This window comes from Streptococcus sp. NLAE-zl-C503, from assembly GCF_900104285.1.
In the GTDB taxonomy this organism is placed as follows: domain Bacteria; phylum Bacillota; class Bacilli; order Lactobacillales; family Streptococcaceae; genus Streptococcus.
In genome coordinates this window covers 58,482-71,456 of sequence record NZ_FNJT01000002.1, presented here as the reverse complement: position 1 = coordinate 71,456, position 12,975 = coordinate 58,482, and the positions used below count along the sequence as shown (strand labels likewise).

The following is a 12,975-nucleotide window of genomic DNA, read 5'->3' as shown; positions in this document are numbered from 1 at the left end:
TTTAATATAACAAATATACTAAATTAATGAAAGAATTGCAATAGCAAAAAGCAAAAAAATAAATATAAATTAAAGAAAATCCGTTACTTTTTAAAGAAAAAACGCATCCTTTTATGGCTCAAACTAAATGAAAGGATACGTTTTAAAAAGAAATTAGAGTATTTTTTGGAGAGACTCTTGGATGGTTCGGGGGTCTGTTTTGGAAGAGAAGCGCTCAAGGACTTGTCCATCTCGACCAATGAGAAACTTAGCAAAATTCCATTCGATTCGTTTTCCTAGCGGGCCAGATTTCTGGTCTTTTAGCCAAACATAAAGAGGATCTGCTTCCTTGCCGTTGACCTTGATCTTGGCAAAGCGAGGGAAAGTTGTCTGATAATGTAGGCTACAGAAGCTATTGATTTCCTCTGCGCTGCCGGGTGCTTGTCCCATGAACTGATTGCAAGGGAAATCCAAGATTTCAAAACCCTGATCTTGATAGCGTTCATAGAGGTCTTGGAGCCCCTGGTACTGGGGCGTTAAACCACATCCGGTAGCAGTGTTGACAATCAAGAGAACGTTACCACGATAGCTCTCCAGTGGAGTTGCTTGGTTGTTTTGGTTCAAAACGGAAAAATCATATACACTGGTCATTTTTCTATATTCTCCTTATGTATTCCTGATTCAGAGTGTTTCATCTCGTGTTCCGATAAAAAGGTGTAGGTCATGGTTCCAAAGATGGCACCAATTCCCAAACCTAAGACTAGTAAAGGGAGCGTTTTATCGAACTGGGAGAGATTGTCCCAAAAGGTATTGAGGGGGAGATGCTGAACAAAGAGTTTGTGAAAGGCTGATAAGACAAACAAGCTAATTGGAATGCTGATGAATACACCCCAACTACGAAGGTTGATTTGACTTTTGCTGTAGCTTTTGTGATGGATTTCGGACGGGTCATCCTTGTCCAAATGCAAGTTGCGAACTGCTAGTCTAGCCCTAGATGAGAGGACGAAGATAAGTCCAAAATAGAGGTAGGGCATGGCATCTCGAACCAACTCTATGAAGCGTCCAAATAGGAGATAGAACAAGAAGAGTAGGAGGGAGGAGTAAACGATTTGGATCAAGGCACGGGCACAAGCCTTGTAAATCATCTCTTGACGGCATTCATCAAAAGGCCCTTGTATGTGAAAGAATAGTTTGAGTAAGCGAGTGGTGAAATCTTCTTTTTTCATGGGAGTAACCTTCTAAATGAGCGATTTTTGATTGACTTCTTTAAAGAGTTGATAGAGAGTATAGAAGTAAACCAAACTAAAAATGATACAGATTATTAGAAATACCAGGTATCTCCAATCCATAGGATTTGTTAAAAGTTGTGGAAAGGATATGAGGATAAAACAGAGAGATGCGTTTAGAAGACGTATTTTTTTTGATTGGATTTTCTGGGATCTCTGTCCCTTGTTCAATACAGGAAGGAATAAAAGAAAGATAATCAAGAAAGGATGCTCAATATGTCCAGAAAGTAGGAAAAAGGTAACAAAGATACTGATAAAAACATGACTGATAAGTAGTCTAGCTAGTGATTTCATAAGACACCTCCTAGTCGTCTTCTTGGTCTTTCTTGGCTTTTCGAATGCGAAGAGAGACGATAATTTGTATGGTAAATCCGAAGAAGAGGGTAGCTAGGATAGTTGATACAAAATGCCCTGTATTTAAAAGAGAACCAAGATAATCCTTGCTATCATCGGTTAGGACATTCAGAAGCGGTATTCCAAAGAACATGCCCATGCCATAGATCAGACCGGCCTTTAGACCAGGAAAATGTAGCTGTTTGCTTTCTTTGGGGCTTAGCATTTCGGGATCAATAGCTGTGATGCCCGTTTTCTTGGTTTGGGAGACCACATAGAGGGCAGCCAGCATCGAAATGCCAAACACCACGAGAGGATAGCCGATAGCGACAATTTGTGGATATTTATAAGCAAGGACAAAGGGAATGAGATTGCCAAATGTCATCAGATAAAAGAGAACGATAAAGACCTGATTCCCGATACGATCGGCTTCGCGCCGTTTGTGTTCGTCAAGGGGACCAGAAATACCGTATATGCGCTTGATCAGTTTGTCAGTGAGAGTTTCTTTTTTCATTTGTTTGCTCCTTTTTTAAAAATCGTCTTCCCAAAAGAGACTATTAAGGTCAGTTTGGAGGCTGCGGGCGAGATTGAGACAGAGTTCCAGGGTTGGATTGTACTTGTCGTTTTCAATCATGTTGATGGTCTGTCTCGAGACACCGATATCTTTGGCGAGCTCGAGCTGGGAAATGCCCAGTTCCTTGCGAAATTCTTTTACACGATTCATCTGCTCTCCTTTCTGATTTGTGTCGCATATATTTGACTATATTATATTCTTTTGGAGATAGGGTGTCAAGTATATATGACATTTTTTGGGGAATTTTTTTCGAAGAAACTTAGTCTTGTCTGACAAGTGCAAGCTGGTCAGATTTGTGGTAAAATAGATAAGATATGACAAAAGAATTTCATCATGTAACGGTCTTGCTTCATGAAACGATTGATATGCTTGACGTAAAACCTGACGGTATCTACGTTGATGCGACTTTGGGCGGAGCAGGCCATAGCGAATATTTATTAAGTAAATTGAGCGAAAAAGGGCATCTCTATGCCTTTGACCAGGACCAGAATGCTATTGACAACGCGCAAAAACGGTTGGCGCCCTATATCGAAAAGGGGATGGTAACCTTTATCAAGGATAACTTCCGTCATTTGCAGGCACGTTTGCAGGAGGCTGGTGTCCAGGAAATTGATGGAATTTGTTATGACTTGGGAGTGTCCAGTCCTCAGCTAGATCAGCGTGAGCGTGGTTTTTCTTATAAAAAAGATGCCCCACTGGATATGCGCATGAATCAGGAAGCTCGTCTGACGGCCTATGAAGTTGTCAATCATTATGACTATCATGACTTGGTTCGGATCTTTTTCAAGTATGGGGAGGATAAGTTTTCTAAACAGATTGCCCGCAAGATTGAGCAGGCGCGTGAGGTGAAACCAATCGAGACGACGACGGAGTTGGCAGAGATTATCAAGTCGGCCAAGCCTGCCAAGGAGCTCAAGAAAAAGGGACACCCTGCCAAGCAGATTTTTCAGGCTATCCGAATTGAAGTCAATGATGAGCTGGGTGCAGCAGATGAATCCATCCAGCAGGCCATGGACATGCTGGCTCTGGATGGGAGAATCTCGGTCATTACCTTCCATTCGCTGGAAGACCGCTTGACCAAGCAATTATTCAAGGAAGCTTCAACGGTTGAAGTTCCGAAAGGCTTGCCCTTCATTCCAGATGACCTTAAGCCCAAGATGGAATTGGTATCCCGCAAGCCAATCTTGCCAAGTGCCGAGGAGCTAGAAGCCAACAACCGTTCGCATTCAGCCAAGTTGCGCGTGGCTAGAAAAATTCACAAGTAAGAGGAAAAACATGGCAGAAAGAATCGAAAAAACAAGCCAGTTATTGCAAACGAAGTTTAAAGGTTTTTCACGTGTGGAAAAGGCCTTCTATGTTTCGATTGCTGTTACAATGATTATCTTGGCAATCAGTGTTGTGTTTATGCAGACCAAGCTATTACAAGTTCAGAATGAATTGACCAAGGTCAATGCTCAAATCGAAGAAAAGAAAACCGAGCTAGACGATGCCAAGCAAGAGGTCAATGAATTGATTCGTTCAGAACGTTTGAAAGAAATTGCAAACTCTAAGGATTTGCAGCTGAATAACGAAAATATCCGAGCAGCGGAGTAAGAAATGAAACAGTGGAAAGAAAAAATCATCCGTTATGCCGTTCGTAATCGTAAATCTCCAGAAGAAAACCGCCGAAGAGTAGGAAAAAGCCTGAGTTTATTGGCTGTCATACTCTTCGCTGTCTTTTTGGTCAACTTTGCGGTCATTATCGGAACGGGTAAAAAATTTGGTAAGGACTTGGTTCAAGAAGCAAATAAGGTCCATCAAACAACCAAGACGATTCCTGCAAAACGGGGAACCATCTACGATCGAAATGGAACACCTATTGCTGAGGATGCGACTTCGTATAATATCTATGCCATTATTGACAAGACCTACAAGTCAGCAACCGGCAAAATTCTCTATGTAGAGGATTCTCAATTTAATAAGGTAGCTGAAATTTTCCATAAGTATCTGGATATGGAGGAGTCCTATGTCAAAGAACAACTTTCTCAGCCAGATCTGAAACAGGTATCCTTTGGTACCAAGGGAAATGGGATCACCTATGCCAATATGATGGCCATTAAAAATGACCTAAAAACTGCTGGCGTTGAGGGAGTTGACTTTACAACAAGCCCTAACCGTAATTATCCTAATGGACAGTTTGCTTCATCCTTTATCGGTTTAGCGCAACTCCATGAAAATGAGGATGGCACCAAACGTTTGATTGGGACATCTGGTTTGGAGAGTTCTTTAAATAGCATTCTGGCGGGTACAGATGGGATCATCACCTATGAGAAGGATCGTTTGGGAAATATTGTTCCGGGTACAGATCAAGCTTCCCAACAAACGGTGGATGGAAAGGATGTGTACACAACCCTTTCTAGTCCCTTGCAATCCTTTATGGAAACCCAGATGGATGCCTTTCAGGAAAAGGTAAAGGGCAAGTATATGACGGCTACCTTGGTCAGCGCTAAGACAGGGGAAATCCTGGCTACGACTCAACGGCCGACCTTCAATGCAGATACCAAGGATGGCATCACAAAAGACTTTGTCTGGCGTGATATCCTCTATCAAAGTAACTATGAGCCAGGATCCACTATGAAGGTGATGATGTTGGCCTCAGCTATTGATAACAACACCTTCCCCGGTGGCGAATACTTTAACAGCAGTGAATTGAAAATAGCAGATGCGACCATTCGAGACTGGGACGTCAATGAAGGGTTGACTAGTGGTGGCACCATGACCTTCTCTCAAGGTTTTGCCCACTCAAGTAATATCGGGATGACCTTGCTCGAGCAAAAGATGGGCGATGCGACATGGCTGGACTATCTTAACCGCTTTAAGTTTGGGGTGCCGACCCGTTTTGGTCTGGCAGATGAGTACACAGGTCAATTACCTGCGGATAACATTGTCAATATTGCCATGAGTTCATTTGGACAAGGGATCTCTGTTACTCAGACCCAGATGCTTCGTGCCTTTACAGCCATTGCCAATGATGGGGTTATGTTGGAGCCTAAATTTATCAGCGCCCTCTATGATCCAAATGACCAGTCTGTTCGTAAGTCTCAAAAGGAAATCGTCGGAAATCCTGTATCAAAAGCGGCAGCTTCCTCTACTCGGGATCACATGGTCATGGTCGGGACAGATCCTGTCTACGGTACTATGTACAACCACAGTACAGGAAAACCAAATGTCAATGTTCCGGGTCAGAATGTTGCCCTGAAATCAGGGACTGCTCAGATTGCCGATGAGAAAAATGGGGGTTACCTGACAGGTGAAACCAACTATATCTTCTCTGTTGTGTCGATGCATCCTGCAGAGAATCCTGACTTTATCCTCTATGTGACGGTGCAACAGCCAGAGCATTATTCAGGCGTTCAGCTGGGAGAGTTTGCCAACCCAATCCTTGAGCGAGCTTCTGCTATGAAAGAATCCCTCAATCTTCAGTCAACTGCTAAGAACTTGGATCAGATCAGCAAGACGACAAGCTATGCTATGCCAGCTACCAAGGACTTTACTCCGGGTGACCTAGCAGAGGAATTGCGTCGTAACCTTGTCCAACCAATCGTTATCGGAACAGGAACCAAAATCAAGGAACTCTCGGTTTCTGAAGGAGATAATTTGGAAGCCAATCAGCAGATCTTGATCCTGTCAGATAAGGTCGAAGAAATGCCTGATATGTATGGATGGACAGATGAAAATGTGCAAACATTTGCCAAATGGCTGAATATAGAAGTCGAGTGGGAAGGTAGTGGCAAAACGGTCAAAAAACAAAGTGTCCGTGCCAATACGGCCCTTAAAGACATTAAAAAAATGAAAGTAACTTTAGGAGATTAAGATGATTAGTTCCATTAGTGCTGGAATTCTTGCCTTTCTATTGACCCTGATCGGCATTCCAGCCTTTATCCGATTTTATCGAAAAGCACAGATTACAGGTCAACAGATGCACGAGGATGTCAAGCAACACCAAGCTAAAGCTGGGACTCCAACTATGGGAGGTCTTGTCTTCCTGATCGTTGCAGTAGTTGTTAGCTTCCTTGTCGCTCTCTTTACCCAACAATTAACCAACAATGTTAGCATGATTTTGTTTATCTTGGTTTTGTATGGTTTGGTAGGTTTTTTGGATGATTTCCTCAAGGTCTTTCGCAAGATCAACGAGGGCTTGAATCCCAAGCAAAAACTTGCTCTCCAGCTGCTTGGAGGAGTAATATTCTACCTCTTTTATGAGCGTGGTGGTGATATGCTTTCAGTTTTTGGCTACCAAGTTCATTTGGGAATTTTCTATATTTTCTTTGCCCTTTTCTGGCTAGTTGGCTTTTCAAATGCGGTGAATCTGACTGACGGGATCGACGGTTTGGCTAGTATCTCAGTAGTGATTAGCTTATCGGCCTATGGTGTGATTGCTTATATGCAAAATCAACTGGATATTCTTCTTGTGATTCTTTCAATGATTGGTGGTTTGTTAGGCTTCTTCGTCTTTAATCACAAGCCTGCCAAGGTCTTCATGGGTGATGTGGGAAGTTTGGCTCTTGGTGGGATGCTGGCAGCAATCTCTATGGCCCTCCACCAAGAATGGACCCTTTTGTTGATTGGGATTATCTATGTCTTTGAGACAAGCTCTGTTATGATGCAAGTTACTTACTTCAAACTTAGTGGTGGAAAGCGTATTTTCCGTATGACACCTGTGCATCATCATTTTGAGCTTGGAGGATTCTCAGGTAAGGGTAATCCTTGGAGCGAGTGGAAGGTTGATTTCTTCTTTTGGGGAGTTGGGCTTCTAGCAAGTCTCTTGACCCTAGCCTTTTTATACCTGCTGTAAAATAACCTTTGATTCAAAAATAAAACAGGATGAAGTTGTTCTTCATCCTGTTTTTGTGATGTTAAAAGTTAGTTGGATTCATCCTTTCTGCCTTTTAACATAAAAGTGGCTGTGAGGGCTAGACTGAGGCCTGCTAAGAAGAGGAGTGGGTTGGACGCTTCTCCTGTTGCTGGAAGTTCTTCTTTAGGAGAATGATTTCCAGTTTTAGCAAGGCTAGGACTAGATGAAAGTTGTTCAGTCTCGTGTGCTAAGGTTTCTGTATCTGAAGCACTTGGTTTTTCCTCTGTGTTAGAGGTTGTTCCAGCAGCTTGATAGACGACAGCATAGGTACTGAAATGACTAGTGATGAATTCTACCTTTCTGTCTCGAACGGTGAAATCAAGGACTTGCAACTCCTTGGTCGGAGTGATGTAGTAGACCTTTTCTACGTTAGCTGAAATAGGCAAGCGAACCAGAACAGAGTCTTTTGGCTGCAAGCTATGATCGGTTGGATTTTTAAGCTGTAGGTCGTAAGCATCATAGGTCTTGCCAAAGAGTTCTTGAGCTAGGACACGTCGGCTAGAAACGTGAGAAATTCCTTCTAAGTCGGCAACTCCACCGATAATTTCGACACCCGTCTTTTTATCTTTCAAGGTGTGTAACTGATACTCAGGTCGGATGAGGGTTGGAGCAGCCTGAACTCCACTAGTTCCGATAGGGTCAGTGTACTCAGTTTTTTCTACTATTGGAGCTTCTTCTTGACCTGCTGTTCCGATAGGTTCGGTGTATTCAGGAATTTCAACAGTAGGTGCTTCCTCTTGCCCTGCCGTACCGATAGGTTCGGTGTATTCAGGAATTTCAACAGTAGGTGCTTCTTCTTGCCCCGCGGTTCCAATAGGTTCGTTGAATTCAGGAATTGTCAGAGTAGGTGGTTCTTCTTGCCCTGCAGTTCCGATAGGCCCAGTGTACTCAGGTTTCTCTACAGTAGGAGCTGGTTCGTCCCCCTTGCTTGTAGTTGGCTGCTTCTCGTCAACCTTCTTCTCATCTTTTTTAGTAAAGACGGCTACAACAGGGCTGCTTGTGGTATTTCCTTGAATGGTATAAGCTTCAATGACATTTCCAGCTTTGCGATTGGTTTCTTCAGGAATTGGGATTTGAACTTGATTGTCTTGGATTGATAGCACGGTCTGATCCCCACTTGTAACCAGATGCGTTTCGTCCACTTTGCGCAATACCAGAGGATCTTTGACACCTGGGAAGGTTACAGCAATGGCTTCCCAATCTCCAGCTGGTAGGCTTAAGGAAATTTCTTTGTCATTTTCCTTAAGAGGAGCGATACTTGGACTATCTATACCAATAGCAGGAGCTTTGATAATATCAAAGGAATCTAGAGAAATTTTCTTGCGACCTTCTGGTGAATCTGGGTCAACACGTAATGTCAGGGTGTGCGGACCGTCAGTAAGGTTTGTAAATTCGCCAATAAAGGCTCTCTTTTCGGTTGCACCTGAAGTGTAGAAGTCTAGACTTGGCATTTCTTTGCCATCTAGTGTAACACGTGCTCGTCCAAGAGCGAGGCTCTTCAAGCCATAAATACGAATGCCCGTTCCTGTAAAGGAAATAGTTGCCTGAGCTTCTGAAGCAGTACTTGGGTCGCTGTTGTTAATATCAGCGTATTTTTCCGTACCATCGTAGAGCTCAGGGTCAGACCAGTCTTTAAACTGGGAACCATACTGGATACGCGAATCACGGTCGTCCATTTTTTCTATCGTGTTACCTGTTCCTGCTAGAATCTTGAAGTAGTCTAATGAAATTTTCGAGCGCTCACTTCCACGTCCTTTGTGTTCACGTTTAACACTAAGAGTCAGTGTATGAGGTCCATCTGATAATCCTGTGAAGCGACCGATGAGGCTGCCTTTTTCAGTTGTCCCAGCAGTATGGAAATCAAGTTCTCCAACTTCTTTTCCGTCAATTTTAGCAGTAGCAAGACCTAGTTCGGACGATTTTAGTCCATAGATTTCGATACCAACACCATTGAAAGGAACAGTAGCAGTCACGTCTTGGTCTGTGTAGTCCCCTTTTGAAAGGTCAGCAAATTTTTCTGTTCCTCCAAATAATTCTGAATCTGCCCAGTTTCCAAAGGCAGCTCCGTACTGGATACGGCTATCTCGGTCGTCCATCAACTCGCTGTATGTTTCGACAGTGGCCTGTTCGGATACCTGTGTGGAAACTTCGCCCAGCATCGCCTTGACAGTATAGGCATAGGCGAGTTGAGGATTTAGTGATCGATCGATAAAGTTAGTTTGATTGGTTACAAATTCTTTAGTTGCAGAGGTTTGGCCAGATTCATCTTTTACTTGTCTTTGGATGACATAGTGGGTAGCGCCTTCAACTTGATTGAAGGTGAGTTCGGCAGTGACTCCATTTTGTCGAACTGCTGTCAGACTGGTTACACGACCATGGAAGTGTTCAAAGGTAATAACATCCCCCTTTTGTGTTGCCAGTTGGATGCGGCCATCTTTGAGGACAGTTGCCTTGACTGCTTTGCCATTGACCTTGATTTGGCTGGCTTCGATATTTGGATAGTCTACAACTAAGTCTCCACCGACATTTGAAAGGAAGGACAAGCTTTGCAGGTTTTTATCTTTCCACTTCATGCTGACTTCAAAGTTACCACGGGCAATCAAGCCAGAAACCTGTCCGTCTTTCCAAGCATCTGGAAGGGCTGGCAATGGCGCAATATAGCCAGTATGAGATTGCAGGAGCATTTCTGCCATCCCACTAGTTGCTCCAAAGTTTCCGTCGATTTGGAAAGGCGCGTGAGTATCCCAAAGGTTTTCTAGGGTTGAATACTTGAGCTGTTCAGCAAGCAAGCGATGGGCACGGTTACCGTCTAAGAGACGAGCCCAGAGGTTGATTTTATTGGCCTTAGACCAACCAGTCCCACCATCTCCGCGATGGTTGAGGGTAGCACGCGCAGCTTCTAGGTATTCAGCCTGATCCTTGCTAAAGAGTGTACCTGGGAAGAGACCTACCAGATGGGAAACATGGCGGTGGTTATTTTCAATGCCTTCGTTGGTGAATTGTGGGCTGTCTTCTTCGTACCATTCCTTGATACGGCCCTCATTGTTGATGTGAAGGGGTTTTAGTTTGTCAAATTTAGCCTTGACCTCTGTGACTAAGTCTTGGTCGACTTTTAGATGGTTGGCGACCTCCATGTAGTCGTGGAATAGCTGCCAGACTAGCGACTGGTCAAAGGTATTTCCGATGGTGATGGTACCGTGTTCTGGTGAGTAGGATGGAGAAGACACCCAACGGTCACTGGCCTGATCATAGTGCAAGAAGGAGTTCCAGAACTTAGCGGTTTCCTTGAGCATAGGATAAATCTTTTCTTTGAGATAAGCTTCGTCCTTAGTGAATTTATAGTAGTCATAAACGTTCTGCATCATCCAGGCATTAGCAGCTGGCGACCACCCCCAATAGTAATTCCAACCAGGAGTAGTCCAGCCAAATGGTGTTGCTTGAGTGTGGACCAGCCAACCATTTTCTTGTCCGTCTTTGGATTCGATACCTGCGTATTCCTTGGCAGCGATACGACCATAGTAGCGCATGTCGTCAATGTAATTGATCATTGGCTTGGCTGTTTCAGCAAGATTGCTCATGTAGGCTGGCCAATAGTTCATTTGCAAATTGACATTGAGGTGGTAATCAGCGTTCCAAGGTGGATTGTCTACGGCATTCCAGACTCCCTGTAAGTTGGCAGGAAGGGCATCTGTCCGATCACGAGACGAACTAATCAGTAGATAACGACCATATTGGAAGAAGAGTTCTTCCAGCTTTTGCCCTTTGTTAGGGTTATAGCTTTGAAGGGCCTCTTTTGTCGTTTGAGCAGTCTTGTGTCCACCTAGATTTAGTTTAACGCGGTTAAAGAGCCTTTGATAGTCCTTGATGTGGGCCTTTTTAAGTGTCTCGTAGTCTTTGGTCTTAGCTGCCTCGACAATCCCTTTAACTGTTTTTTCGAGGTCGATGTCTTTTCGATAGTTGGTTTTAGGATTTTGAGCAAAGTTTGTCTTGGCGCTGAGATAGAGGGTCGCATAGCTTGCACCTGTGACGGTTAGAGTCTCATTCTGAACAGTGACTGTTCCGTCCGTTTTAATTCCTAGATAGGATGCAAACTTGAGGCCGTTATCTTTGACAGTTCCCTTTAGAAGGATTCCGTTTTCATCTGTAGTGACATGACCATTCTTATAGTTGGAATATTCCCAAGAGTAGTTCCCATTAGCAAGCAAGTCTTCTGTCAGGCTATTCCAAAGGGTAAAATCAAGTGTCTTGTTTCCTTTTTTGGTCAAGTGGGTCACAGTGACATCATCAGGATAGCTGGAGAAGGTTTCGCGTTTGAAGGTGGTCCCATCTTGGGTGTAAGAAGTTGTCGTAGTGGCTTCTGTGATATCCAAACCACGATGATAATCAGTTACAGTATCTAGTCCTTTCTTCTGGTTATTAAAGACCATGAAGATATCTCCAAAGGCTAGGTAACGTCCATACTGGGCGTTGTTTGGTCCAACTAGATTTTGTTCAGCTAGCTGTTTTGCTTTTTGGCGGTCACCAGCTTCAAGGGCTTTACGTATCTCCGCCAAGACCTTGTAGCGGTTCTTATAGTTTCCTCCGTTATAGTCGGTGCTATCGGGTTGTGGTCCTCCAGACCAGAGAGTCTTTTCGTTATACTGGATTCTTTCTTCACCGATCAGACCAAAGACCTTAGCTCCCATCTCGCCATTTCCGACAGGAAGGGCTTGTTTTTCCCATCCATCATAGGAGGGAGCTGTTGGCTGATCGTAGTTGAGTTGATAGTTTTCTTGCTTTGTCACTGGCTGATCTGCTTTTTCAGGTTCCTTATTTTCTTTAGCTTCTACAATGGCTTCTTCACTAGCTTGACTATTTGTCGTCTGAGTCTCGTTAGCTGGCTTGCTTCCGGAAACTACTGGACTCTCGGCTAGAGACGTATTTGTAGTTTCAGTAGCTTCAGCTGCTTTGGGTTCGCTATCAGGCTTAGTGATAGCTTCGACAGAGGTTGGTTCAGTTTGCTTAACCTCAACACTGTCTGCGGCTACAGTGTGGTTGACTAGAAAAACAGCTCCCAGTAAAACAGAAGCAGTCCCAACCGTCAGCTTGCGGATGCTATAGCGACAGGATTTCTCCCAAAAGTGTTTTTTCATAAAACTCTCCTTTGTTTATCTGAAATCGCTTACATTACATGAAGCAGTTTCGTTTAATTTGTTTCTATTTATCTCCTCACCTCCCATTCTACTGGTCATCTAGCATTTGTCAAGAGGTTTTTGGTGAAAAACATATTTGATATTGCTTTTTCTTAAAATAGTAGAGAAAAGAGAGGAAGGGGGAGAATTATTCGTAATTTCATAGTTCATTCTGATTGTAAGACTAGCTTAGAATTAGTTTCCCTCCTCCCTGAAAGCGTAAAACAAACTAGTCAGGAAAGTCACTTTGTGGTATAATATAGAGGACTCAAAAAGAAACAGGAGAAAAAGAATGGACTTACTTTTAGCAATTGTCTTGATTGTGCTAGCTTTTCTAGGAGGAGCTCTTGGAGGGATGTACTTGGTTCGTAAGCAAATCGAAAAAGAATTTGCGGACAACCCACGTTTGAACGCTGAGGCAGTTCGTGCTCTCTTGAGTGCAAATGGTCAAAAACCAAGCGAAGCCAAGGTACAACAAGTTTACCACCAAATCATCCGCCAACAAAAAGCAGCCCTCGCTAACAATAAAAAGAAAAAATAAATAAGGAAAAGTCTGGGATGAAAGTTCCAGACTTCTCACTATGTTCAATAGTTCTCAAGGATAAGACTTTTTCCTTGCATTCTATTGATATTTGATTATGATTAAGAGAGAGGCAGTTGCCATTCTATCAAGCTGTCTATCCGTTCATTTAGGACGAGTAATTATGATGAACTATCAATCAGAAAAAGACTAGAAAG

11 protein-coding genes are annotated in these 12,975 nt (G+C 43.4%); 5 read left to right on the top strand and 6 right to left on the bottom strand.

The annotated features are described in order from the left end of the window. Positions 1-153: 153 nt before the first annotated feature. Genes BLS46_RS04485 through BLS46_RS04465 form a run of 5 tightly spaced genes read right to left on the bottom strand, consistent with a single transcriptional unit; the run spans position 154 to position 2,322 of the window. Complete coding sequence (locus BLS46_RS04485) at positions 154-630, bottom strand: glutathione peroxidase (RefSeq protein WP_093585916.1); 477 nt, start codon at positions 628-630, stop codon at positions 154-156. Further along, positions 627-1,205 carry a DUF3278 domain-containing protein gene (locus BLS46_RS04480; RefSeq protein WP_093585914.1) on the bottom strand — a complete coding sequence of 193 codons (579 nt, stop codon included), beginning with the start codon at positions 1,203-1,205 and terminating at the stop codon, positions 627-629. Before BLS46_RS04480 ends, BLS46_RS04485 begins: the two co-directional genes overlap by 4 nt. Positions 1,206-1,217: 12 nt before the next feature. Then, positions 1,218-1,559, bottom strand: a complete 342-nt coding sequence (locus BLS46_RS04475; RefSeq protein WP_093585912.1) for a hypothetical protein — start codon at positions 1,557-1,559, stop codon at positions 1,218-1,220. Positions 1,560-1,569: 10 nt separating this feature from the next. Then, a complete protein-coding gene (locus tag BLS46_RS04470; RefSeq protein WP_093585910.1) occupies positions 1,570-2,112 on the bottom strand; it encodes a DUF3278 domain-containing protein in 543 nt (180 codons plus the stop codon). Between the two features lie 15 nt (positions 2,113-2,127). Beyond that, complete coding sequence (locus BLS46_RS04465) at positions 2,128-2,322, bottom strand: helix-turn-helix transcriptional regulator (RefSeq protein WP_001082470.1); 195 nt, start codon at positions 2,320-2,322, stop codon at positions 2,128-2,130. A 164-nt stretch (positions 2,323-2,486) separates the two neighbouring features. On the opposite strand from BLS46_RS04465, the gene rsmH reads away from it, so the two are divergent. Genes rsmH through mraY form a run of 4 tightly spaced genes read left to right on the top strand, consistent with a single transcriptional unit; the run spans position 2,487 to position 7,006 of the window. Continuing rightward, a complete protein-coding gene (rsmH, locus tag BLS46_RS04460; protein WP_000159386.1) occupies positions 2,487-3,437 on the top strand; it encodes a 16S rRNA (cytosine(1402)-N(4))-methyltransferase RsmH in 951 nt (316 codons plus the stop codon). Positions 3,438-3,447: 10 nt separating this feature from the next. Next, positions 3,448-3,765, top strand: coding sequence for a cell division protein FtsL (gene ftsL / locus BLS46_RS04455; protein ID WP_000840800.1), 318 nt, complete (start codon positions 3,448-3,450; stop codon positions 3,763-3,765). Positions 3,766-3,768: 3 nt separating this feature from the next. Continuing rightward, positions 3,769-6,024 (top strand): penicillin-binding protein PBP2X, encoded by a 2,256-nt coding sequence (gene pbp2X, locus BLS46_RS04450; protein ID WP_093585908.1) that lies wholly within the window; start codon positions 3,769-3,771, stop codon positions 6,022-6,024. 1 nt (position 6,025) lies between these two features. Next, a complete protein-coding gene (gene mraY / locus BLS46_RS04445; protein WP_093585906.1) occupies positions 6,026-7,006 on the top strand; it encodes a phospho-N-acetylmuramoyl-pentapeptide-transferase in 981 nt (326 codons plus the stop codon). Between the two features lie 68 nt (positions 7,007-7,074). Here mraY and BLS46_RS04440 read toward each other — a convergent pair whose 3' ends face one another. Then, positions 7,075-12,198 carry an SIALI-17 repeat-containing surface protein gene (locus BLS46_RS04440; RefSeq protein ID WP_093585904.1) on the bottom strand — a complete coding sequence of 1,708 codons (5,124 nt, stop codon included), beginning with the start codon at positions 12,196-12,198 and terminating at the stop codon, positions 7,075-7,077. A gap of 331 nt (positions 12,199-12,529) precedes the next feature. Between BLS46_RS04440 and BLS46_RS04435 the strand changes: the two genes are divergently transcribed. Then, a complete protein-coding gene (locus BLS46_RS04435) occupies positions 12,530-12,778 on the top strand; it encodes a YneF family protein (RefSeq protein ID WP_000364987.1) in 249 nt (82 codons plus the stop codon). The last annotated feature ends 197 nt before the right edge of the window (positions 12,779-12,975 follow it).

What these genes read in the sequence shown, in the direction of transcription:
- BLS46_RS04435 (WP_000364987.1), top strand. Translation starts at nt 12,530, where the DNA reads ATGGACTTACTTTTAGCAATTGTCTTGATTGTGCTAGCTTTTCTAGGA.
- ftsL (WP_000840800.1), top strand. Translation starts at nt 3,448, where the DNA reads ATGGCAGAAAGAATCGAAAAAACAAGCCAGTTATTGCAAACGAAGTTT.
- BLS46_RS04485 (WP_093585916.1), bottom strand. Translation starts at nt 630, where the DNA reads ATGACCAGTGTATATGATTTTTCCGTTTTGAACCAAAACAACCAAGCA.
- pbp2X (WP_093585908.1), top strand. Translation starts at nt 3,769, where the DNA reads ATGAAACAGTGGAAAGAAAAAATCATCCGTTATGCCGTTCGTAATCGT.
- BLS46_RS04465 (WP_001082470.1), bottom strand. Translation starts at nt 2,322, where the DNA reads ATGAATCGTGTAAAAGAATTTCGCAAGGAACTGGGCATTTCCCAGCTC.
- BLS46_RS04480 (WP_093585914.1), bottom strand. Translation starts at nt 1,205, where the DNA reads ATGAAAAAAGAAGATTTCACCACTCGCTTACTCAAACTATTCTTTCAC.
- rsmH (WP_000159386.1), top strand. Translation starts at nt 2,487, where the DNA reads ATGACAAAAGAATTTCATCATGTAACGGTCTTGCTTCATGAAACGATT.
- BLS46_RS04475 (WP_093585912.1), bottom strand. Translation starts at nt 1,559, where the DNA reads ATGAAATCACTAGCTAGACTACTTATCAGTCATGTTTTTATCAGTATC.
- BLS46_RS04470 (WP_093585910.1), bottom strand. Translation starts at nt 2,112, where the DNA reads ATGAAAAAAGAAACTCTCACTGACAAACTGATCAAGCGCATATACGGT.
- mraY (WP_093585906.1), top strand. Translation starts at nt 6,026, where the DNA reads ATGATTAGTTCCATTAGTGCTGGAATTCTTGCCTTTCTATTGACCCTG.
- BLS46_RS04440 (WP_093585904.1), bottom strand. Translation starts at nt 12,198, where the DNA reads ATGAAAAAACACTTTTGGGAGAAATCCTGTCGCTATAGCATCCGCAAG.